Below are 22,380 nucleotides of genomic sequence, written 5' to 3'. Positions count from 1 at the left end.
GTTTGGCTCCGTTTCAGTCTAAATAAATCCACTCGCCGATGGGCAAGTCGTTGGGCAACTCAAACTCACCCACGCGCACGCGGTGCAATTCGTCCACGCGATTACCCGCAGCGGCGACCATGCGTTTGACTTGATGGTATTTGCCTTCGCGTAGCACCAATTCCAATACGTTCGGCTGCTGTGCGTCCAATACGCGCGCGGAAATGGCTTTGAGCGTTTCGTTCTCGTCGTGCAGTAAAACCCCTGTGGTCAATGCATGGAGCATTTCATCGGTCAATGGATGGCGGCAGGTCGCGTGGTAGACTTTATCCACGTTTTTCTTGGGCGAGGTGTTTTTGTGAATGAATTGCCCGTCATCTGAAATCAATAATAATCCCGTGGTGTCCACATCCAGTCGCCCGACGCATTGTACGTCGCGATTACGCAGTTGTATGGGCAGTAGCGACAGCACGCTCATGTGGTGCTGTGGTTTTTGCGAGCATTCGTAGTTCGCCGGCTTGTTCATCAGCAGGTATACATGTTCACGGTAGTGCCACGTTTGCCCGTCGATTTGCCAACTCAAACCATCCAAATCGAACAGTTCGTCAGGATCGTCGCAGACCTCATGATTGACCAGTATCTCTCCAGTTTCGATCAGTGCGCGACAGTAGGCGCGCGTGCCGAAGCCTTGCTGTTGCAGGATTTTGTCGATGGGTAATGGTTTGGTTTTTTTACTTTTTGCCATGGTTGTTATGCCGATAATTCTTTTGCCAATTCTTCGGCGCGGGCTTTGCATGCGGCAACGCCTGCGTGAATCGCCTGATCCAAGCCGCATTCGGCGAATTTAGCCAAAGCCGCCGCTGTCGTGCCGCCTTTGCTGGTCACGCGCTCGCGCAAGGTCGCGATGCTCTCGGTCGATTCACCGGCCAATGCGACGGCGCCGCCAAAGGTTGCCTGGACCAATTGTTTGGCAGTGGCCGGGTCAAAGCCCAATTGCAGTGCGTCCTGCGTTAATTGCTCCATCATGTAGAATACATATGCGGGGCCGGAGCCGGAAATCGCCGTGACGGCGTCGATTTGTGACTCCTCGTTGAGCCAAACCACTTGGCCGATGGATTGCAAAATCTCGTTCACCCAGTTGCGCTCGGTGTCGTTGATGGCAGGTGCGAATACGCCGGTGATGCCTTGACCGACCAAGGCGGGTGTGTTCGGCATGGTGCGCACGATTTTTTCATGCTGATGGCTCCACGCAGACAGGGTGGCGATTGGTAAACCGGCGGCAATGCTTAACAGCATCTGCGATGGTTTGAGCGCAGGTAATAATTCTTGCAAAGCTTCGTGCATGTTTTGCGGCTTCACGGCCAGAACCCAAATGTCCGGCGCGCTCGGCATTTGCGCGTGGGCAAATGCGGTGTTTTCGTAGCACACCACCGACAAATCATTACTCAGGCGGTCGCGTTGTGCTTCGTTGTGCTCGATCACGGAAATTTGCTTGGGCAAAACCCCACCTTTTTGAATCATGCCGGTGATGATGGCGGTGGCCATGTTGCCACCACCCAAAAATGCGATATGAGGCGTCGGAATCTGCATGGATTATCCTTTTGGATCTGGAGTGGTTGAGGTCTGCGCAGTATACGCGCGTGCGCCAAAAATGGCTGTGCCGATGCGCACCATGGTACTACCGGATGAGATGGCTTGCTGATAATCATCGGACATACCCATGGATAGGGTGTCGAAATGCGCAGCCTGCGCTGTGGGTAACTGCGATTGAATTTGGCTGAATAATTGGCTCAGTGCGACGAAGGGCGCACACTGCTCGGCGTGTGGTGCGGCATGATCGATAGCTTTGGGAATGGCCATCAGGCCGCGCAGGTGCAGATTGGGCAAGGCTGCAATGGCCAGCGCCAGCGCGGGTGCTTCTTCGGGCGAGCAGCCGCTTTTGCTCGCCTCATCGTCAATGTTCACTTGTAGGCAAATATTCAACGGCGCGCGTGAAACAGGGCGTTGTTCATTCAAACGCTGTGCGATTTTCAGACGGTCCACCGAGTGTACCCAGTCGAAATATTCCGCGACGGCGCGGGATTTATTGCTTTGTAATGGGCCGATGAAATGCCAGACGGCTTGATTTTCGGGTAAGTGTTCATCCAAGGCTTCGATTTTCGCCGTGCCTTCCTGAGCATAATTTTCACCGAAATGGCGCGCACCTGCGTTGTATGCTGCCAATACGCTGGCCATCGGATGGGTTTTGCTCACCACCAGTAACAATACCGACTCGGGTGAACGCTGCGCTGCCACACAGGCATCGGCGACGTTTTGCGTCACACGAAGGTAGTTTTGAGCGATTTCTTGAGTGGGCATGAGGATTTTCCCGATTCGCGACCATGAGAAAAAAGCCGCTGTAAAAGCGGCTTTTTTAATGTTTGGTGGCGAATCAGGGACTCGAACCCCGGACCTGCGGATTATGATTCCGTCGCTCTAACCAACTGAGCTAATTCGCCTTGAGTTGCGCATTATGCGGGCGTTTGATTGATTTGTCAATACGGATTTAACGGATTTTGCATTTTTATTGTGTTGATTGAGTTTTTCGGTGTTTTAGCCTGCATTGCGGTCTTTGGCAGAACCATCCAAAATTTGGTCGATATTGCCTTGTACGCTGTTGGTCAGGCTGGTACGGATGATGTCGTAGTAGCTGGTATAGGTAACGGCGTTGACCACAGCGTTGAACAGCACCCACAGCCCCATGATGATGAACATCATCAGGGAAGGCGTGCGCATTCCGAGGATCGAAATGATCAGGCTGAGTGTGGCAAATACGCCGAAAATCAGAACGATGGTCAGGCCAATCGGCAAAATATTGATGAAGATGGTGCGAATGGAGAGCCAAACGGCCTGCGGTGCCTGGGCGTTTTGCCAAACGGTGAACAGCGGTGAATACATCAGCAGGGTTTGAATCAACATGGAGCCGGCGATCATCATGCCGAAAGCCAGAAATAAGCCTTTTTGCTCCATCAGTTGCGCCCAGACTTCTTTGGATTGAGTGCGCATGGTTTCGAGATTGTCGATTTCTTGCAGCGCGAGTACATTTTTGAAGGTTTCATTGAGCGCGTTTTGATCGATGGCGGTTTGGCTGATGAGAAACACGCCAAAAAGTATGGTGGCGTAAATCAGGCCGAGGCTGAGCAGACGATTGCGTACTTTATTGAACAGCGGGCTGAAAATGGCCAAAGGTGAGGTGTTCTCTTGAATGCGGATGCTTTGGCACACATCGGCCATGCCAAATGCCAATGCGGGTGCAATCAATAAAAACAGCACCATGCCCACGCCTGGTAAGATGCCGGTGAGCAGCATTTCGACAAAGATGATCCACGTGCTGGCTAACAGGATAATCAGCGGTTGCGCTTTAATCAGCGTGATGGCGTTTTTAATCCATACAAACGCATGCGAGATCGGCATACGCATGATGGAGAGTGGAACGATGGCGGTGTCTTTGGGTGTCGGGGTCATTCGCTGGGCTTTCTCAAATCCAAATGGTGTTGTCGCTGTGCATGGCGCGGCGCAGGGTCAAAATGCGTTCAAAATGGGTCGGGTCTTTCGGTGTGAGCATTTGCGCCGAACGGGTTCGATAATAGTCATATAGGCGCGAAATCCAAAAACGCAAGGCCGCCGCGCGTAACATCATCGGCCATGCCGTATGATCGGCCTCGGTCAACGGCTTAACTGAGTGGTAGGCCTGTAATAATGCGCTCAACTGCTCGGGCAAAAACTCACCGCTGGCGCGGTTGATGCACCAGTCGTTCGCCGTCACGGCCAGATCGAACAGGAAACGATCCACACCGGCAAAGTAAAAATCGATGAACGCCGGTGTATTCTCGTCGGCAAACAGCACATTATCCACGAACAAATCGCAGTGTCCTGCGCCGGTGGGTAATGCGCGATACAGCTCGGTCTGTGCAAATTCGTTTTGCAGCTTGATCTCGTCGTGGAGCAGTGCGGCGATCGGCTCGGGCAAGAATTCAGCCACTTTAGCCTGCATCTCCAGCCACCAGCTCAAACCGCGCAGATTCGGTTGCGTGCCTTTGAAATCCGCCACTGCCAAATGCATCTGCGCCAATGTGCGGCCAACGCTGGCGCAGTGCGCCGGACTTGGTTCGCTGGTGTCTTTGCCCGCCAGCTTGGAGACCAAACTGGCTGGTTTGCCCGCAAGCGTGCGGAACAATGCCCCGTGTTCGTCCGCATACGGGCGTGGAACAGGCAAGCCCTTTTGCGCCAAATGCTGCATCAATTCGAGATAAAAGGGCAGTTGTTCGGCCTTGAGCACCTCAAATATCGTTAAAACATAATCGGTATGTACGCCATCACGCGCCAGAGTGACAAAAAAGTTGGAGTTTTCAATGCCGCTGGCGATGCCTTTGTGCGCAACCAGTGCGCCCAAGTGGAGCGGTGCGAGCCATTGTTCGAGTTCTTCGTGGGTGACGGGGGTGAAAACTGCCATAAATAGTGTGTCTTTGTGGGGTTGTGGGGACAAAATCAAACAGCCTGCATTTTAGCAAAGTTTGCAGGCTGATTCGAATCTTTGACGGCTTGCGCTTAATGAAGTGGAGTGCACAAGGGCGTAGCCAAGGCACTTACAGTTGCAGCATTTGCGCGCGCTCAATGTCGGTTGGGGCGAAGCCGCGCTCTTCGTAAAAGTCAAAGATACTGTTGACGATGAATTGCGGGTCATCGGTGATCTGTACCAAATCCAAATCCGGCTCACTGATCATGCCTTTGCCCAGCAGTTGCTCGCGCACCCAGGCCCACAGACCATTCCAAAATTCCGAGCCGTAGAGATAAATCGGCATACGGCGGCTTTTACCGGTTTGCACCAATGTCAGCGCCTCAAATAGCTCGTCCATCGTACCAAAGCCACCCGGTAGCACGACGTAGGCGGTGGCGTATTTGACGAATGCGACTTTGCGCGAGAAAAAGTGGCGAAAGTTGATCGAAATGTCTTGGTACGGATTGCCCATCTGTTCGTGCGGCAAGACGATGTTCAACCCGACTGATTGACCCTTGCCGCCAAAGGCGCCTTTATTGGCCGCCTCCATAATGCCTGGGCCGCCGCCGGAGATCACGCTGAAGCCCGCGTTCGATAACAGACGCGCCAATTCCTCGGTTTTTTGGTAATACGCATTTTCGGGACGCAGGCGCGCGGAACCGAAAATACTCACGGCAGGGCGAATATTCGCCAACTGCTCGGCGGAGTGTACAAACTCGGACATGATGCCAAAAATATGCCACGACTCGCGCGCCTTGGTCATGGTGATGTGTTCCAGCTCGTTGATTTCGTGGCCGGTGAGGGTTTTGATGTCTTTGCGGGCGTTTTGATTCATGCGCCTTTCCTTTATTGTTGATTGTGTTGTATTCATTTTTGACTAAGGCGTATTGTACGCGATGTCGGCTCGATGAGGCTATTGTGCTTATGGGTCAATAGGTGGATTGGTGCGCATGACGAATCATGTGGATGCGTGCCGCACACTCAATTGTTGACTATTTTTCTCAGAAAACAGACGGATTTGAATTGTTTCGAGCTTTCTCAACACAAGTATTTGATTTTGTGGCATAATGCGCCACCTTTGAAATCACACATGAATCGATTTCAATTTTTGTCTCATCGCCCCCAGTCTTTTGCGACGATTACAGCTTTATCCTGTCGCTCTTTCCTTCATTTCAGTGAAGTGTCTATTCTGACGGTCGATGTTTTTTATACCCCGTCAGCGCGTTAGCTTTTTTCTAACTTTGCTTTTTATTTGGACAGCTTGCCCACGATTGCGTGCGCCGGTTGGCTCAATTTTTGCGCGCGCATGGCACATCATGGATTTTTATGACTACAGTACAACACGAAACCAGCCCAATTTCTTTTGCAGACATGGGCTTGGCCGAATCTTTATTAACCAGCATCACCGCCTTGGGCTACACCCAGCCGACACCGGTACAGGCGGCTTTGGTTCCCGCCGCATTGCAAGGGGGCGACTGGATTGTCGCTTCGCAAACCGGCAGCGGTAAAACAGCAGCGTTTTTATTACCGGCATTGCAGCAGATTGTGAATGCGATTGGCTCAGGCAAAAACAACCCGTCGAACGCGCCCATGACCTTGGTGTTGTGTCCGACCCGTGAGTTGGCGCAGCAGGTATCGTCGGACGCGATCAATTTGGTCAAAAATACCCGTGGTATTCGCGTAGCGACCATCGTCGGCGGCACCTCGTATTTCAAACAAAAACAAGGTTTAAAAGGCGCGCAATTGGTCGTGGCCACGCCCGGTCGTTTGCTGGACTGGGTACAGCAAGGCGGAATTAACCTGTCGCAGTTGCATACCTTGGTGTTGGACGAAGCCGATCGCATGCTCGATTTGGGTTTCTCGGATGAGATCAACGCGATTGCCGATGCGTGCGAGCATCGCGAGCAGACATTGATGTTCTCTGCGACATTTACCCCGCGCGAAACCAAGTTGGCCGCGGCGCTGATGATCGAACCGCAACAAATTATGTTGGCCAGCGTGCAAGAAAAACACACCAACATCACCCAACATTTGCAATGGGCGGACAACTCGCACCACCAACACAAAATGCTGATGCACTGGCTCGCTGATCCGGAACTCGATCAAGCCGTGGTGTTTGCCTCGACTCAGATCGAAACCGAGCGTTTGGCCGACGAGTTGATCGAATTGGGCATTTCAGCAACTTCATTGCACGGCGCGATGCCGCAAATGGTGCGCAACCGCCGCCTCGAATCCTTACGCAAAGGACGTGTGCGTGTGTTGGTTGCGACCGACGTGGCGGCGCGTGGGATTGACGTACCGACGATTTCGCATGTATTCAATTACGGCTTGCCGATGAAGGCGGAAGACTATGTGCATCGTATTGGCCGTACCGGCCGTGCGGGTCGCGAAGGGATTTCGGTCACGTTCGCGCAGCGCAATGATGCCTTTAAAATTCGTCAAATCGAACGCTACATCAACAGCCGCATCAATGTGACGCAGATCAAAGGTTTGGAGCCGCAGCTTACGCATGAGGACTTTAAAGCCGGTAAACCGAGCAAAGGTCGTGGTGGCGCGCGTCCAAACGGTTCACGCTCAGGTGCGCCACGTCACGGTGCACGCTCAGGCGCGCCGCGTTCGGCAGAGGGTGGTGAATTCCGAGGCGGCTTTGGTCATGGCAAACCACGCGGTGATGCACCTCGTGCTGATCGCGGTGATCGCGCAGCAGTACGTCATGGTCGTACGGACTCTCGCTCGGAAGCCGGTAGTTTTGGCAATGAGCGCGCCGCCCGTCCTGCTTTTGGTGAAGAGCATCGTCCGCGTCGCGAACACCGTGGCAAGCAGGCCGAGTCCCGCGCATTCGCCAAACCGTTTGCTGATACACGCTCGGCGGGTCGCTCAATCGGTCATCCTGTCGGTCGCCCGACAGGCCGTCCGGCAAATGGTGCGAAGCCACGCGCCAATCGCAAACCGAGTTTCTAAGCACGAGTTTTTGCGGAATGAGACCGATAAAAGCGCTCCTGATGGGGCGCTTTTTGATTTTTGTGCATGAGGCGTTTAGATGTTTTTGTATTTCAGTTATAACTGAAAAAACTGTTGCAAATATACAAAAATGCCATAGTCAATCAAGCTCCTGCTAACTTTTACCTATAATTAGGCTTAAAAACCATTTTTTAATAATGGTTTTGGGTTATTATCTCGAATGTGGATGAATTATGTCCAGCTCGTTAGGGTAGCGATCGCCTGATTCGGTGGGCGTCTTACCCGAGCCGAGGTGTGTTGAAACACCGATTCTACCAATACCCGCTTGGTAGAATCCATTTTGTGAGCGGGGTTGATGAAGGAGTTGAGGATGCAAGCTCTGCATGATTTTTGGATGTATGTGCCACCCGCAATGCAATATGTGGTGATTGCTTTGGTGATTTTTGCGATTGCAGCGACAATTGGTGTTTATAAGCTGCTGACCAAAAAATAATCAGTAATTGTCTTATCTTCATTCCGCGGCCTGTCGCAGCGGTGTTTGCGACAGGTGCGCGTGCGCTGTATTGAGCGCAATTAGCATAAAAAAGTCAACGTTCGGTTGACCTTTTATTTTATGCGTGGGAAGTTGTGACGGGCTGGTTCTCTCACTTGTTGTCACTCACGCTGGAACCGCGTGGGCAAACTCATCAAATACAGGGATGCTCAGTTGCTGTTCGTTTAATGCGTCGCGCATCGGTATGCCTTCATTATAGCCATAGCTCAAAATGGTACAGGCGCAGCCTGCGGCCTGCGCCGCCAAAGCGTCATTCATCGAATCACCGACCATCAGCGCCTCATCAGCGTCAACGGCCAATTGCTGCAGAGCAAATACCAACGGCGCCGGATTGGGCTTTTTAAATGGCGTGGTGTCGCCGCAAACCACCGCCTCAAATAACGTGTCCCAGCCGAATTGACGCACCAGCGGTACGGAAAACTCGGATGGCTTATTGGTCACGATCGCCAATTGGATGCCTTGCGCGTGCAATCGTTGCAGCGTGTTGGTGACGCCCGCGTATTCAACGGTATTGCTGCCATTGACCGCATGGTAGTGTGTAGCAAAGCGTGCGTAGGCGGCATCAATGTCGAATGATTCGCCGCGTTTGGTCGTTTGATCGATGACCTCGCGTAACGCGCGGCGCACCAGATTGATGGCGCCGCGCCCAACCATGGCGATGGCTTCATCGGTAGGCAGGGCGGGCAAACCGTATTCGATGCGCAGATTGTTCACCGCCACGGTTAAATCGGGCGCGGTGTGTAATAGCGTGCCATCCAAATCGAACAAAATGGCTTTGAATGGTTTTTTCTCCATCACGCGGACTTTCTGAGAAGGGTTGTTCTGAACAATTATTTGGTACCAAAAATTCGGTCGCCTGCATCGCCCAAACCCGGTTCAATGTAGTCGTGTTCGTTCAAACGGTCGTCCAGCGAGGCGACGTAGACTTGAATGTCGGGATGCGCATCGTGGAATACGCGCACGCCTTCGGGTGCGGCGACTAAGGATAAAAAGCGAATATTGCTCGGCGGCACGCCGCGCTTGAGCAGGACATCGGCGGCGTACACCGCAGAGTTGCCCGTGGCGAGCATGGGGTCACACAAAATAAACAAGCGGCCTTCGGTGTCCGGCAGACGCACGAAATACTCCACCGGTTTGTGGTTTTCATCGCGGTACAGACCGATGTGACCCTGACGCGCTGACGGAATCAAGTCCAACAAGCCGTCGGCCATACCCAGACCAGCGCGCAGCACAGGTACAATCGCAACTTTTTTACCGGCAATCACCGGCGCATCCATTTCGACCAAGGGGGTTTGAATGCGCTTGGTGGTCAATGGCAAATCGCGGGTCAATTCGTAGCCCATCAATAGGGTCAATTCGCGCAACAGCGAGCGAAATGTGCGCGTGGACGAATCCTGATCGCGCATGTGCGAGAGTTTGTGGGCGACCAGCGGATGATCAACGACGAAAAGATTGGGAAAGTCTGGGTGTGATTTCATAGAGCGCTCGTTTTTAGTGGAGAGATGGGCTGACTGGCCAACGAACATTGACTGATTTGAACATGAAAATCAGTATTTTTACGGTCTCGTTAGCGCATATAATTGCGCCTGTCATTATAAGTCCAAAGCAGTAGCGAAGAAAAGCGGGTTTTGATTGCATTGATGTTGTGCGGCGGACGCTTAATGAATCAGATGAACCAGAATAAGATAAGCAGTATTTCTCAGATAATCAAAGGAGTTTTCATGTCCGAAACTTATTTCCCGCGCTACACCGAAAAGGTGCAGTCGCATGATACGACGATTGCGCCGGATGAGCGTTTGCCGATGGCGCAGACGGTTTTAATGGGCGTTCAGCACGTTGTGGCGATGTTTGGTGCGACGATTCTCGCGCCGCTGTTGATGGGTTTTGACCCGAATGTCGCCATCCTCATGTCGGGGATCGGTACGCTGTTGTTCTACGTCATGACGCGTGGCCGCGTGCCGAGCTATTTGGGTTCCAGTTTTGCTTTCATCGGTGGTGTGATTGCGGTCTCCGGCTATGCCGGTTCGGGTGCGAATGCGAATATCGGTGTGGCTTTGGGCGCGATTATTGTCTGTGGTTTGGTGTATTTCTTAATCGGGCTGCTGGTGCAATTTGCCGGTACGAAGTGGATTGAAAAGCTGATGCCGCCAGTCGTTACCGGTGCGGTGGTTGCGGTCATCGGGCTGAACTTGGCCGGTGTCGCGGTACTCGGCGCGAAAGGTTCGAATGCCAATGCGTGGTATATGCTGTTGACAGTATTGGTCATTGCCTTGACGGCGGTTTGGGGTACGGGCTTGATGCGTCGTTTGCTGATTTTGGTCGGCGTGATTGTGGCAACGGTGCTGTATGCGGTATTGACCAATGGTCTGGGCTGGGGCGTGGGCGGTGAGCACGGCGCTTTGCCGGTGGATTTTAGTAAAGTGGCTCATGCCGCTTGGTTTGGTTTGCCGCATTTTTCATCCCCGAGCTTTAGTGTTTCGGCAATTTCGGTGATCGCACCGGTGGCGCTGATTTTGGTGGCGGAGAATTTGGGGCATTTGCGTGCGGTGCAGGGCATGACCGGCCATGATATGAATCCGTATATGGGACGTGCGTTTATGGCCGACGGTTTGGCAACCATGATTTCGGGCAGTGTCGGCGGTACGGGTGTGACCACTTACGCCGAGAATATCGGTGTTATGGCGGTGACGCGTATTTACTCGACGCTGGTGTTTGTCTTCGCTGCAGTTTTTGCAATTGCGTTGGGCTTCTCTCCGAAAATGGGTGCGCTGATTCAGACGATTCCGGGGCCGGTGTTGGGCGGCGTATCGATTGTGGTGTTTGGTTTGATCGCGGTATCGGGTGCGAAAATCTGGGTGGATAATAAAGTTGATTTCTCACAAAGTCGTAATTTGATCGTGGCCGCCGTGACCTTGATCCTCGGTGCAGGTGATTTGACCGTGAACTTGGGTGGCGTGACTTTGAACGGCATTGGCGTGGCGACTTTTGGCGCGATGGCTTTGTATGCGCTGTTGAATATGGGTGGGAAAGTACGCGTGTCTTGATTGCGATTTATTGATCGCTACTTCATCACTATCTTTGCCCGCAAAGGCCGGCATTTCGGTTTTTGCGGGCTGTTTTTTGTCTGTGTCGAGTAGCAGTAAGTGCCGATAAAATTTTTAACGTGTTAGAATGATGCCGTTGTACCTCACGCTAGGGGTCCTGACCGTTGTTTGGTCGGGTGAGAAATACCCTACGAACCTGATTTGGATAATGCCAACGAAGGGAAGCGTTGAAATGAGTATGGTTTGTGTTCATGGGTTTTGATTGATTGGGCATGACTTTTACATTTCATTGAAGTCTCCTTCTTGGCTATTGCCAACATACTAAGGAGCCTTCATGAGTATCAAATCCAATGTCTTTTCCGAGCAGAGCGCACGTGTCGATGCAAATGCTGTTCAACCTTTCCCCAATTCTCAGAAAATTTATGTCACCGGCTCACGCGATGATATTCGTGTGCCGATGCGTCAAATTACGCAGGCGGATACGCCCGAGTCGTTCGGCTTTGAGGCCAATCCGCCGGTAACGGTGTATGACACATCCGGTCCGTATAGCGACCCGCAGGCACAGATTGATATTCGCTGTGGTTTGCCTGCCATGCGTGCGTCGTGGATTGCGGAGCGCAATGACAGTGAATTATTAACTCAACCTTCTTCTGCTTATGGTCAGGAGCGCTTGTCGGATCCGAATACCGCGCATTTGCGTTTTAACCTGATTCGTCCGCCGCGACGGGCGCGCTCGGGCTGCAATGTGACGCAAATGCACTATGCGCGTCGAGGCATCATTACACCGGAGATGGAGTTTGTCGCGATTCGTGAAAATCAGCAGCGTGAGGTCTATTTGGAAACCTTACGCCGAAGTGGTGCTAAGGGTGAGCAATTGGCACAGCTGATGGGGCGCCAGCATGCAGGGCAGAGTTTTGGCGCGTCTTTGCCTTCGTTGGTGACACCTGAGTTTGTGCGTGATGAGGTCGCACGCGGCCGAGCGGTGATTCCGGCGAATATCAATCATCCCGAAATTGAGCCGATGATTATTGGCCGTAATTTTTTAGTTAAGGTCAATGCCAATATTGGTAATTCTGCGCTTAGCTCGTCCATTGGCGAGGAAGTGGAGAAAATGACTTGGGCGATTCGTTGGGGCGCGGATACGGTGATGGATTTGTCCACGGGTAAACACATCCACGAAACACGCGAATGGATTATTCGTAACTCCCCCGTACCGATTGGCACGGTTCCGATTTATCAGGCTTTGGAAAAGGTGAATGGTAAGGCGGAAGAATTGACATGGGCGATTTTCCGCGACACGCTCATTGAGCAAGCCGAGCAGGGGGTGGATTATTTCACCATCCATGCGGGTGTGCGTCTGGCTTATGTACCGATGACGGCCAATCGTTTGACAGGGATTGTTTCACGCGGCGGCTCGATTATGGCCAAATGGTGTTTGGCACATCACCGCGAATCATTTTTATACGAGCATTTTGACGATATTTGCCAGATTATGAAGGCTTATGACGTGAGCTTCAGCTTAGGCGATGGTTTGCGTCCGGGTTCCATTTATGATGCAAATGATCAAGCGCAGTTGGCGGAGTTGAAAACTCTGGGCGAGTTGACCCAAATTGCGTGGAAACACGATGTACAGGTGATGATCGAGGGGCCGGGACATGTGCCAATGCAATTGATCAAGGAAAATATGGATGTGCAATTGGAACAATGCGACGAAGCGCCGTTTTACACGCTCGGGCCATTGACCACCGACATAGCACCGGGCTATGACCACATCACTTCGGCGATTGGTGCGGCGCAAATTGCTTGGTACGGCACGGCGATGCTGTGTTATGTCACGCCGAAAGAGCATTTGGGGCTGCCCAATAAAACCGATGTCAAAGACGGCATCATCACCTACAAATTGGCAGCGCATGCGGCTGATTTGGCCAAAGGGCATGTCGGCGCGCAAATTCGTGACAATGCCTTGTCCAAAGCGCGGTTTGAGTTTCGCTGGACAGACCAGTTTAATTTAGGTTTGGATCCTGATAAGGCGCGGGAATTTCACGATGAAACCCTGCCGAAAGATTCGGCTAAAGTCGCTCATTTTTGCTCCATGTGCGGTCCGCATTTTTGCTCGATGAAAATCACTCAGCAGGTACGCGAGTATGCAGAGCAACGGGGTCTTTCTGACGATGAAGCCTTGGCACAAGGGATGCGGGAGAAATCCATCGCCTTTGTTAAGCAAGGGGCTGATTTGTATCAAAAAATTTAATGAGGTTATGCCATGAATATTTTACTCAATGGTCAACCGTATATGCTGCGCATGGACAATCCGATGTTGGCTGATGTTGTGGACGCATTGGATTTGCCTGTGCAGTTGATGGCTGTTGCCGTGAATCGACAGGTCGTTCGTCAGGCGGATTGGCGTGCTTATCCGATTCACCCCAATGATCGGGTGGATATTGTGCGCGCGATTGGCGGCGGTTGAGACCTATTTTAAGGAAAGAAAAAATGTTAAATACCATGAACGAGCAAATGCATGATCCCTTGCTCATTGCCGGAAAATCCTATGCTTCGCGCCTGCTGGTGGGTAGTGGCAAATACGCTGATCTGCAACAGACACACGATGCGACGGTGGCCGCGCAATCACAGATCATCACGGTGGCGATTCGCCGCGTGAATATTGGTCAGGATGCGGATGCGCCGAATTTGCTGGATGTGATATCGCCGCAGCAGTACACGATTTTGCCCAATACGGCGGGCTGTTTTAATGCCGATGATGCGGTATATACCGCGCAACTGGGGCGTGAACTATTGGGTGGTCAGGCGCTGGTCAAATTGGAGGTTCTGGGCGATGCGCAATCTCTGTTTCCGAATATGCCGGAAACACTCAAGGCGGCGCAAAAACTGATTGACGATGGTTTTGAGGTCATGGTGTATTGCTCCGACGACCCGATTCAGGCAAAGATTTTGGAGCAGATGGGGTGTGTGGCGATTATGCCTTTGGCCTCGCTGATCGGCTCGGGGATGGGGATTTTGAATCCGTGGAATCTATCGCTGATTATTGAACAGACGCAGGTTCCGGTGATTGTGGATGCGGGGATTGGTACGGCATCGGATGCTGCCATTGCCATGGAGCTTGGCTGTGACGCGGTATTGCTAAACAGCGCGATTGCTCATGCACGCAATCCTGTCTTGATGGCGCAGGCGATGAGTTTGGGCGTGCAGGCGGGGCGGGCGGCGTATTTGGCCGGACGGATGCCCAAAAAATTTGCAGGCATTGCTTCTTCGCCAATGAACGGGGTGGCAGGCTAACGGGATTGAAAGGAAAAATATTGAAACATACCGCACATCACGCTGTTCAGGGGCTGTACATTGTCACGCCTGACTGGGATAATGACGCCGAATTATTGACGGCGACTGAGCAAGCGATTTTGGGCGGGGCGCAGTGGGTGCAGTATCGGCACAAAACGGCCTCGGCTGAACAGCGTTTCCGACAAGCGGGAGCTTTGCAAGACTTATGCCGCGCACAAAACGTACCGCTCATCGTTAATGACGACATGGTGCTGTGTCGTCGGCTCAATTGTGACGGGGTGCATGTTGGCAGCACGGATCATCCGATAGAACACGTGCGAGAATATCTCGGTTCGGATAAAATCATCGGCGCATCGTGTTATGGCTCGCTCGAATTGGCACAGGCGGCGAAGGCTAACGGTGCGAGTTATATCGCGTTTGGCGGATTTTACCCGTCGCGCGTAAAGCAGTACGAAGTCAGTACACAGGTGGGCATTATTGAGCAGGCGAAAGCGTGTATTGATTTACCGGTGGTGGTAATTGGCGGGATGACAGCGGATAATTGCGGGCTCTTGATTGCGCAGGGAGCCGATATGGTTGCAGTCATCAGTGGCGTGTATGGGCTATCGGCTGAGCAGGTGGATTTGGCACAAGTGCATCGGCGTGCTCAGGCCATAAGCGACTTATTTCAATGAGGGCGTATGAAAATAATTGTGTTGGGTGCAGGGGTTGTGGGTACAACGAGTGCTTACTATTTGGCACAGCAAGGGCATGAGGTCACGGTATTTGAGCGCCACTCGGGGGCTGCTCAGGACACGAGCTTTGCCAACGCGGGTCAAATCTCCCCCGGCTATGCTACGCCGTGGGCTGCACCTGGCGTTCCGCAAAAGGCGATCAAATGGCTTTTGGCCAAGCATTCGCCATTGCGTATTCGTCCTGATTGGACGGTAGCGCAGTTGCGCTGGCTGTGGCAGATGTATCAGCAGTGTTCGCCCAAAGTGTACATGCACAATAAAGAACGCCTGTATCGGATTGCCGAGTATTCGCGCGTATCTTTGAAATCCTTACGTGCGCAATTGAACCTGAACTATGACCAACGCACACAAGGCACGATGCAGGTTTTTCGCTCTTTGGCGCAATTGGAGCAGGCACACAAAGAGGCGAAACTGCTGGCCGATATGGAAGTGCCGCACGAAATACTGGATCACGCGGGTGTCTGTGCGCTTGAGCCGGGCTTGGGGCGCAGTCGGGTGCCGATCGTCGGGGCGATGCGTTTGCCGAACGATGAAACGGGAGACTGTCAGGCTTTTACCACGCAATTGGCGCAGATTGCCGCCGATCAAGGCGTTCAATTTCACTATCAGCAATCGGTTGATGAGCTGGTGGTGGAGGGCGGTGCAGTGGTCGGGGTGCGCATCGCTGGGCAGGTGCATCGAGCCGATGCGGTCGTTAGCACGCTGGGCGTTTATACCCCGTTGATGCTCAAACGCTGGATGCGCATTCCCATTTATCCGGTGAAAGGTTATTCGATCACCGTGCCGGTGTTGGATGATGCCAATGCACCACAATCAACCATTTTGGATGAAACGTACAAAGTCGCGCTGACCCGATTGGGCGATCGAATTCGTGTCGGGGGAATGGCGGAGTTGTGCGGTTATAACCGCGATCTGCCCTATACGCGTCGCGAAACGCTGGAAATGGTGCTGAATGATCTATTTCCCAATAGTTCCGTCAGTACGGCGGTGAATTTCTGGACAGGTTTGCGTCCTGTTACGCCTGACTCTGCGCCGGTACTCGGCTCAAGCCCAATTGCGGGGCTGTGGCTCAATGCAGGGCATGGCACTTTGGGCTGGACCATGGCATGTGGCTCCGCACGGGTTTTGGCGGATTTGATGAGTGGTCGTGTACCAGAGATTGAAAGCGCAGATTTTAATTTCAGTCGTTTTGCCTGAGCGATGCGGCGTGGCGCACCGCCGCGTGGTAATCAGAACTCTGCGATATAATGACAACCGATCAGATGGTCAAGGCTTGTCTGAACCACCATTTTTTCGCTCATGCTGAGCGTTTGAACACGCTGACGCAAGAATTAAACCCCCTTTTATTGTTAAAGATTGAGATAAAAAGATATGAAATCAATACTGAATTTACTGCAATGGCGTTACGCCACCAAAAAAATGGATCCGAAGCAAGCGGTATCGGATGATAAAGTTGAACAAATTTTGGAAGCAGTTCGTTTGACCGCTAGCTCCAGCGGTCTGCAACCGTATGAAGTGATTGTGGTGACCAATCCGCAAGTGCGCGAACGCATTCAAGCCATCGCATGGAATCAAGCACAAATTACCGAAGGCTCGCATTTGCTGGTGTTTGCCGCGTGGGACAACTACACCGTTGAACGCATCAACATGATGTTTGATCTGGTGAACGATGAGCGTGGCTTTAAAAATCAGGGTTGGGAAGACTACCGCCAAATGCTGCTGGGCATTTATCCGCCGCGCGATGCAGAGGTGAATTTCCAACACGCAGCGCGTCAGGCGTATATTGGTTTGGGCACGGCCTTATTGGCAGCGGCGGAATTGGAAGTGGACAGCACGCCGATGGAGGGTTTTGACCCGAGCGCTCTGGATGAAATTTTGGATTTGCGCAGCCGTGGCCTGCGCAGCGTGGCGATTTTGCCGCTGGGTTACCGCGAAGCCGAGAACGATTGGCTGGTCAATCTGAAAAAAGTACGCCGTCCGCGTGCGCAGTTCATCAGTGAAGTGAAATAAATTCTTTCCATGCAAATAAAAATCCCCGCCTTGAGCGGGAATTTTTATTGGGTAAGGTTAATTAGCCCAACAGATGTGCAACGCCAGCTTTCTCTTCGTCGAGTTCTGCCAAAGTAGCATCCATTTTGCTGCGTGAGAATTCGTCGATTTCCAGACCTTGAACGATGGTGTATTTACCATTTTCGCAGGTCACTGGGAAGCCGTACATGGTGCCTTCTGGGATACCGTAGTCGCCTTTTGAAGGAACGCCCATGGTCACCCATTTGCCGTTGGTGCCCAATACCCAGTCACGGATGTGGTCAATCGCTGCGTTGGCCGCAGAAGCTGCAGATGACAAGCCACGCGCTTCGATGATCGCTGCGCCGCGTTTGCCCACGGTTGGGATGAAGGTGTCGCGTGTCCATGCTTGATCGTTAATCAATGCATCCACTTTATCCGCGCCGATGGTGGCGAAACGGGTGTCAGGATACATGGTTGGGCTGTGGTTGCCCCAAACGATGAGGTTTTCGATTTGGTCGATGGATTTGCCGGTTTTCGCTGCCAATTGGCTCAGGGCGCGGTTGTGATCCAGACGCAACATGGCGGTGAAGTTTTCAGCGGGCAGATCCGGTGCTGATTTCATGGCGATGTAGGCGTTGGTGTTGGCTGGGTTGCCGACTACCAATACTTTGACGTCGCGTTTGGCGTTGTCATTCAGTGCTTTGCCTTGAACGGTGAAGATTGCGCCGTTGGCTTCGAGCAGGTCTTTGCGTTCCATGCCTTTAGAGCGAGGACGTGCGCCGACTAAAACGGCTACGTCGGCGTCTTTGAACGCGACGTTTGGATCATCAGAGATCACGACGCCAGCCAATAATGGGAATGCGCAGTCTTCTAATTCCATCACGACGCCTTGAACCGCTGGCAATGCAGGGGTGATGTCAAGCAATTGCAAAATCACGGGTTGGTCTTTACCCAGCATATCGCCGTTGGCGATGCGGAACAACAATGAATAACAAATTTGACCAGCCGCGCCGGTCACTGCAACACGCATAGGAGCTTTTGCCATGATGACATCCTTATTTAGAAGTGAATAAAACCAGTTGATAAAAATTTGGTTTACTGTCGCTGTGCCGAGGTTTTACCGTTATTCTCGGACAAAGGGCAGGTAACCGAAAACTTTGTGTCATTATAAACCGCAGTAAGGACGATTTTTCGGAAAAATTGATGTTCCGCTGGGTTCAATATTGTTACGTCGCTGATGCGAGTGTAAAGAAGTCTGTGGTAAAGGTCAATAGGTCTTATCTCTTATATAAGATAATTAACCCGTAGACATGGATCAATGTTTGGGGCATAATTGAGTCGTTTAATTGTTGAGATATTTTGTATTTCGGCTCTACAATTGCTAAAGCAATGATTTGCAGATGAATGTTTGGATCATTGTGTATGAATTGGGCATAGTTTGTTGGGTTGCTCATGGTAGCTAAGTAGCTATAAAAGCGTTGAATAACATTAAAATTTATAAAAAGAGTCATTTGAGACATTGCGTGACGATTATTAACACACAAAACAAACCAATTTAGGACAATCGTATGGCAAATGGAGATGCCGTTACCGACAGTTCACCTGTCTTCAGTCCGCTGTATCAGCAGATTAAAGCGCTGTTGTTACAAAGTCTGGAGCAGGGGGAGTGGAATGCCGGTGAGATGATTCCGTCGGAAGTGGATTTGGCTTTACGCTATAAGGTGAGCCAAGGCACGGTGCGCAAGGCGATAGACGAGCTGACGGCGGAAAATTTGTTGGTGCGTCGTCAGGGGCGCGGCACTTTTGTGGCAACGCATCAGGAGCCTGTGAACCGTTTTCGATTTTTGCGGATGCAGAAAAAGGATGATGCAGAGTTTAAAACGTATTCCAGCGTCTTGGCGGTGGAAGCGGCGGTTCCGCCCGTTGAAGTGCGTGAGCGTTTGCAGATGAAGCCGAATCAGCAGGCGACGGTAATTAGCCGTTTGTTGTCGTTTGGCGATGAACCGGCGGTATTTGAATACATCTGGTTGCCGAAGGAAATTTTTCCGGATGTTACGATGGACAAGCTGGTGAACTACAAAGGTGGTTTATACGGCTGGTTCGAGGCGGAATACAATGTGCGCATGATTCGTGCCGTGGAGCATTTGTCCGCACATTTGGCCTCAGCCGATGTGGCGCAACGTTTGGCTGTGGAGCCGAATTCTGCGCTGTTGTATATAGAGCGTGTGTCGTATACCTATGCAGAGCAGCCGGTAGAGGTGCGTTTGGGTTGGTACAGTACGCGGCACTATCACTATCGCAATGAGTTGATTTGAGCTTGATTGGATAGACAGAGAGTCATGTAGTGAATAAAACGGTGATGTTTCGAGTTGCACGCGTGGTCTTGGGCGCGGTTCTGGTAGGTTTGGCCGCCACGCAGACCATAGCGGGTTGGGGTTGGCTGGGGATGTTGCCGTTGGTTTCAGGTTTGTTGGGCATTTGTCCGGCGTGTAGCCTTGGCGGCTGTGCGGTGGATGCGAATCAGTGCTCGACAAAGCGTTTTTAAAGCGTTGTTAGAACGTGAATTAAGCGCTAAAGTGCAGTTGTTTTTTGGTCGTTTTTCTTTTTCTTTTAACTTAACGAGGTCTCTTATGGGTCAAACACCACAAAAAGCCCAGCGTCCGGAGTTTCGCAATATCAATGTATCCGATTTGCGCAATTACCGTTTACCGCTGGCAGGTAAACTCTCGATTTTGCACCGTATCAGCGGTCTGGCGATGTTTTTGGCGTTGCCTTTCGTTTTGGCACTGGTCGCATCCATGTTCACCACGGCGGATAAATTTGCGAGCGCTGTGAGCGTCTTGAGTAACCCGTTGGTGAAATTGATCGCTTTGGGGCTGGTTTGGGCGATTATGCACCACGCGGTTGCCGGTGTGCGCTATCTATTGCTGGACACACACTACAAAGTGTCTAAAGAAGGTGGGCATCAAACGGCCATCGTCGTGTTTGCCGTCAGTTTGCTTTTGACTGCCATTGTTGCCGTCAAAATGTTTATTTAAGCCACGGGAGTCATCATGAAAAATATTAAAGCAGGTACGGCTCGCATTACCACCGGTGCGCACTATGGCTGGAAGGACTGGCTGGTGCAACGCGTCACCGGCGTCATCATCCTGATCTGGGTATTGGCTATGCTGGTGCGCTTTGTGGTCGCATCGGATATGTCATTTGCCGGTTGGAATGCCTTTATGAGTGGCGCAGTGATGAAAACCCTGACCCTGTTCACCATCTTTGCCGTGGCTTACCACGCGTGGATCGGTGTACGCGACATCTGGATGGATTACATCAAATGTCCGGCACAGCGTTTGGCTTTGCATCTGTTCACAATTTTATGGTTGGTGGGCTGTGTGGTATACAGCTTGGCCGCGGTATTGGCGATTTAAGGAATAACAATGGCACTTTTAACAAAAAAATATGATGTGGTGGTGGTCGGTGCAGGTGGCTCCGGTTTGCGTGCCGCGCTCCAATTATCCGAAGCAGGTTTGTCCGTTGCGGTTTTGAGCAAAGTATTCCCAACGCGCTCACACACCGTCGCGGCTCAGGGCGGTATCGGTGCATCTTTGGGCAATATGGCCGAAGACAACTGGCACTACCACTTTTACGACACGGTCAAAGGTTCTGACTGGTTGGGTGATCAAGACGCGATTGAGTTTATGTGCCGTCAAGCGGCCAACAACGTGTACGAGCTCGAACATTTCGGTATGCCATTTGACCGTAACCCAGATGGCACGATTTATCAACGTCCGTTTGGCGGTCACTCCGCGAACTATGGTGAAAAACCCGTACCACGCGCTTGCGCGGCAGCAGACCGTACCGGTCACGCGCTGTTGCACACCCTGTATCAACGCAACGTGCGTGCGCACACCCAATTCTTTGTCGAATGGATGGCGTTGGACTTGATCCGTGATCAGGACGGCGACGTACTCGGCGTGACTGCGCTCGAAATGGAAACCGGTGACGTGATGAATTTGCAAGCGAAAGTCACCTTGTTCGCCACCGGTGGTGCAGGCCGTATTTTCGCTGCATCAACCAATGCGTTCATCAATACGGGCGACGGTCTCGGCATGGCAGCGCGCGCAGGCATTCCGTTGCAAGACATGGAGTTCTGGCAATTCCACCCGACCGGCGTGGCGGGCGCAGGCGTATTGATTACCGAAGGCGTGCGTGGTGAAGGCGGTATTTTGCGCAATGCCAACGGCGAGCGCTTTATGGAGCGCTATGCGCCGACGCTGAAAGACTTGGCGCCGCGTGACTTCGTATCGCGCTCTATGGATCAAGAGATTAAAGAAGGCCGTGGCGTGGGTCCGAACAAAGACCACGTACTGCTTGACGTGACCCATATTGGTAAAGAAACCATTATGAAACGTCTGCCATCCATTTTTGAAATTGCGAAAAAATTCGCCAATGTGGACGCGACCAAAGAACCGATTCCGGTTGTGCCAACCATTCACTACCAAATGGGCGGTATCCCGACCAATATCTACGGTCAAGTCGTTGTGCCGGATGCAGACGGCAGCAATAAAGTGGTTAATGGCCTGTACGCAGTCGGCGAATGCTCATGCGTATCCGTACACGGCGCGAACCGTTTGGGTACCAACTCCTTGCTCGACCTCGTGGTATTCGGTCGTTCAGCGGGTAACCACATTGTGGACGCAGTGAAAAAATCCGCGTTGAATCACAAAGACTTGCCGCAAAATGCCTCGGAAATGACCGAAGCGCGCTTGGCACGTCTGAAAAATTCAACCACCGGCGAATACGCACAAGACGTGGCGAACAACATCCGTGCCAGCATGCAAAAACACGCGGCGGTGTTCCGTACCCAAGAAATCATGGACAAAGGCGTGACCTCAATTCTGGAGATCGAAGAGCAAGTCAAACACATCCATTTGCGCGACAAATCGCAAGTATTCAACACCGCATTGGTCGAAGCATTGGAAGTGGACAACTTGATTGAAGTGGCTAAAGCCACCATGATCTCGGCGGCGGCTCGTCACGAATGCCGTGGCGCGCACAGCGTACTTGATTACGAGCGTCCTGAAAATGATCCGGAGCATCCATTGGGCCGTAATGACAAAGAATGGATGAAACACACCTTGTGGTACAAAGAAGGCAACCGTCTGGCGTACAAACCAGTGAACATGAAGCCGTTGACTGTGGACACTGTGCCACCAAAACCGCGTACATTCTAAGGGTTTCGCCCAAAGTACAAACCTGCTTTGGGCGAGTGTCAAA

Annotated in this window: 23 protein-coding genes, 1 tRNA gene and 1 riboswitch; of the genes, 14 read left to right on the top strand and 10 right to left on the bottom strand. The window is 52.0% G+C overall.

Annotated elements, in window-relative coordinates; translation table 11 throughout:
- Window positions 1–13 precede the first annotated feature (13 nt).
- From ACZ41M_RS05425 to ACZ41M_RS05395, 7 genes are all read right to left on the bottom strand, one after another.
- Complete coding sequence (locus ACZ41M_RS05425; protein ID WP_464729936.1) at window positions 14–724, bottom strand: pseudouridine synthase; 711 nt, start codon at window positions 722–724, stop codon at window positions 14–16.
- Window positions 725–729: 5 nt separating this feature from the next.
- On the bottom strand, window positions 730–1,569 hold the full coding sequence (proC, locus tag ACZ41M_RS05420) for a pyrroline-5-carboxylate reductase (protein ID WP_464729937.1): 840 nt from the start codon (window positions 1,567–1,569) through the stop codon (window positions 730–732).
- Window positions 1,570–1,572: 3 nt separating this feature from the next.
- The gene (locus tag ACZ41M_RS05415) at window positions 1,573–2,337 is read right to left on the bottom strand and encodes a YggS family pyridoxal phosphate-dependent enzyme (protein WP_464729938.1); all 765 of its coding nucleotides are present in this window, start codon (window positions 2,335–2,337) and stop codon (window positions 1,573–1,575) included.
- 63 nt (window positions 2,338–2,400) lie between these two features.
- A tRNA-Met gene (locus ACZ41M_RS05410) sits at window positions 2,401–2,477 on the bottom strand.
- 94 nt (window positions 2,478–2,571) lie between these two features.
- Window positions 2,572–3,483, bottom strand: a complete 912-nt coding sequence (locus ACZ41M_RS05405; RefSeq protein ID WP_464729939.1) for a BPSS1780 family membrane protein — start codon at window positions 3,481–3,483, stop codon at window positions 2,572–2,574.
- 13 nt (window positions 3,484–3,496) lie between these two features.
- On the bottom strand, window positions 3,497–4,471 hold the full coding sequence (locus tag ACZ41M_RS05400; protein ID WP_464729940.1) for a homoserine kinase: 975 nt from the start codon (window positions 4,469–4,471) through the stop codon (window positions 3,497–3,499).
- A gap of 133 nt (window positions 4,472–4,604) precedes the next feature.
- Window positions 4,605–5,351 carry an LOG family protein gene (locus ACZ41M_RS05395; protein ID WP_464729941.1) on the bottom strand — a complete coding sequence of 249 codons (747 nt, stop codon included), beginning with the start codon at window positions 5,349–5,351 and terminating at the stop codon, window positions 4,605–4,607.
- 491 nt (window positions 5,352–5,842) lie between these two features.
- On the opposite strand from ACZ41M_RS05395, the gene ACZ41M_RS05390 reads away from it, so the two are divergent.
- Window positions 5,843–7,477 carry a DEAD/DEAH box helicase gene (locus ACZ41M_RS05390; protein ID WP_464729942.1) on the top strand — a complete coding sequence of 545 codons (1,635 nt, stop codon included), beginning with the start codon at window positions 5,843–5,845 and terminating at the stop codon, window positions 7,475–7,477.
- 370 nt (window positions 7,478–7,847) lie between these two features.
- Window positions 7,848–7,970, top strand: a complete 123-nt coding sequence (locus tag ACZ41M_RS05385; RefSeq protein WP_464729943.1) for a hypothetical protein — start codon at window positions 7,848–7,850, stop codon at window positions 7,968–7,970.
- 165 nt (window positions 7,971–8,135) lie between these two features.
- Here ACZ41M_RS05385 and gph read toward each other — a convergent pair whose 3' ends face one another.
- Together gph and upp are read right to left on the bottom strand one after the other, a co-directional pair.
- Window positions 8,136–8,825 carry a phosphoglycolate phosphatase gene (gene gph, locus ACZ41M_RS05380; RefSeq protein WP_464729944.1) on the bottom strand — a complete coding sequence of 230 codons (690 nt, stop codon included), beginning with the start codon at window positions 8,823–8,825 and terminating at the stop codon, window positions 8,136–8,138.
- A gap of 35 nt (window positions 8,826–8,860) precedes the next feature.
- Window positions 8,861–9,508 (bottom strand): uracil phosphoribosyltransferase, encoded by a 648-nt coding sequence (gene upp, locus ACZ41M_RS05375; protein ID WP_464729945.1) that lies wholly within the window; start codon window positions 9,506–9,508, stop codon window positions 8,861–8,863.
- A gap of 243 nt (window positions 9,509–9,751) precedes the next feature.
- Between upp and ACZ41M_RS05370 the strand changes: the two genes are divergently transcribed.
- The 7 genes from ACZ41M_RS05370 to ACZ41M_RS05340 all read left to right on the top strand — a co-directional run bounded on the left by ACZ41M_RS05370 (window position 9,752) and on the right by ACZ41M_RS05340 (window position 17,112).
- Entirely contained in the window at window positions 9,752–11,074 is a 1,323-nt protein-coding gene (locus tag ACZ41M_RS05370; RefSeq protein ID WP_464729946.1) for a solute carrier family 23 protein, read from the top strand.
- Between the two features lie 140 nt (window positions 11,075–11,214).
- Window positions 11,215–11,314: riboswitch (TPP riboswitch) on the top strand.
- Window positions 11,315–11,408: 94 nt separating this feature from the next.
- Window positions 11,409–13,325 carry a phosphomethylpyrimidine synthase ThiC gene (gene thiC, locus ACZ41M_RS05365; RefSeq protein ID WP_464729947.1) on the top strand — a complete coding sequence of 639 codons (1,917 nt, stop codon included), beginning with the start codon at window positions 11,409–11,411 and terminating at the stop codon, window positions 13,323–13,325.
- Window positions 13,326–13,337: 12 nt separating this feature from the next.
- Window positions 13,338–13,541 (top strand): sulfur carrier protein ThiS, encoded by a 204-nt coding sequence (gene thiS, locus ACZ41M_RS05360; RefSeq protein ID WP_464729948.1) that lies wholly within the window; start codon window positions 13,338–13,340, stop codon window positions 13,539–13,541.
- 23 nt (window positions 13,542–13,564) lie between these two features.
- The gene (locus ACZ41M_RS05355; RefSeq protein ID WP_464729949.1) at window positions 13,565–14,368 is read left to right on the top strand and encodes a thiazole synthase; all 804 of its coding nucleotides are present in this window, start codon (window positions 13,565–13,567) and stop codon (window positions 14,366–14,368) included.
- 20 nt (window positions 14,369–14,388) lie between these two features.
- Window positions 14,389–15,042, top strand: a complete 654-nt coding sequence (gene thiE / locus ACZ41M_RS05350) for a thiamine phosphate synthase (protein WP_464729950.1) — start codon at window positions 14,389–14,391, stop codon at window positions 15,040–15,042.
- Window positions 15,043–15,048: 6 nt separating this feature from the next.
- Window positions 15,049–16,299, top strand: coding sequence for a D-amino acid dehydrogenase (locus tag ACZ41M_RS05345; protein WP_464729951.1), 1,251 nt, complete (start codon window positions 15,049–15,051; stop codon window positions 16,297–16,299).
- A 174-nt stretch (window positions 16,300–16,473) separates the two neighbouring features.
- Window positions 16,474–17,112, top strand: a complete 639-nt coding sequence (locus tag ACZ41M_RS05340) for an NAD(P)H-dependent oxidoreductase (protein ID WP_464729952.1) — start codon at window positions 16,474–16,476, stop codon at window positions 17,110–17,112.
- A gap of 61 nt (window positions 17,113–17,173) precedes the next feature.
- Here the strand turns inward: ACZ41M_RS05340 and ACZ41M_RS05335 are convergent, their stop codons facing one another.
- The gene (locus ACZ41M_RS05335; RefSeq protein WP_464729953.1) at window positions 17,174–18,157 is read right to left on the bottom strand and encodes a malate dehydrogenase; all 984 of its coding nucleotides are present in this window, start codon (window positions 18,155–18,157) and stop codon (window positions 17,174–17,176) included.
- Between the two features lie 523 nt (window positions 18,158–18,680).
- On the opposite strand from ACZ41M_RS05335, the gene ACZ41M_RS05330 reads away from it, so the two are divergent.
- From ACZ41M_RS05330 to sdhA, 5 genes are all read left to right on the top strand, one after another.
- Window positions 18,681–19,427: a GntR family transcriptional regulator gene (locus tag ACZ41M_RS05330; protein ID WP_464729954.1), complete on the top strand. Its 747-nt coding sequence runs from the start codon at window positions 18,681–18,683 to the stop codon at window positions 19,425–19,427.
- A gap of 44 nt (window positions 19,428–19,471) precedes the next feature.
- The gene (locus tag ACZ41M_RS05325) at window positions 19,472–19,657 is read left to right on the top strand and encodes a YgaP family membrane protein (RefSeq protein ID WP_464729955.1); all 186 of its coding nucleotides are present in this window, start codon (window positions 19,472–19,474) and stop codon (window positions 19,655–19,657) included.
- Between the two features lie 85 nt (window positions 19,658–19,742).
- Complete coding sequence (sdhC, locus tag ACZ41M_RS05320; RefSeq protein ID WP_464729956.1) at window positions 19,743–20,150, top strand: succinate dehydrogenase, cytochrome b556 subunit; 408 nt, start codon at window positions 19,743–19,745, stop codon at window positions 20,148–20,150.
- A 15-nt stretch (window positions 20,151–20,165) separates the two neighbouring features.
- Entirely contained in the window at window positions 20,166–20,531 is a 366-nt protein-coding gene (sdhD, locus tag ACZ41M_RS05315) for a succinate dehydrogenase, hydrophobic membrane anchor protein (RefSeq protein ID WP_464729957.1), read from the top strand.
- A gap of 9 nt (window positions 20,532–20,540) precedes the next feature.
- Window positions 20,541–22,337, top strand: coding sequence for a succinate dehydrogenase flavoprotein subunit (sdhA, locus tag ACZ41M_RS05310; RefSeq protein ID WP_464729958.1), 1,797 nt, complete (start codon window positions 20,541–20,543; stop codon window positions 22,335–22,337).
- The last annotated feature ends 43 nt before the right edge of the window (window positions 22,338–22,380 follow it).

Source organism: Puribacter membranae (assembly GCF_055380425.1).
This window is presented reverse-complemented; position numbering and strand designations above follow the sequence as displayed.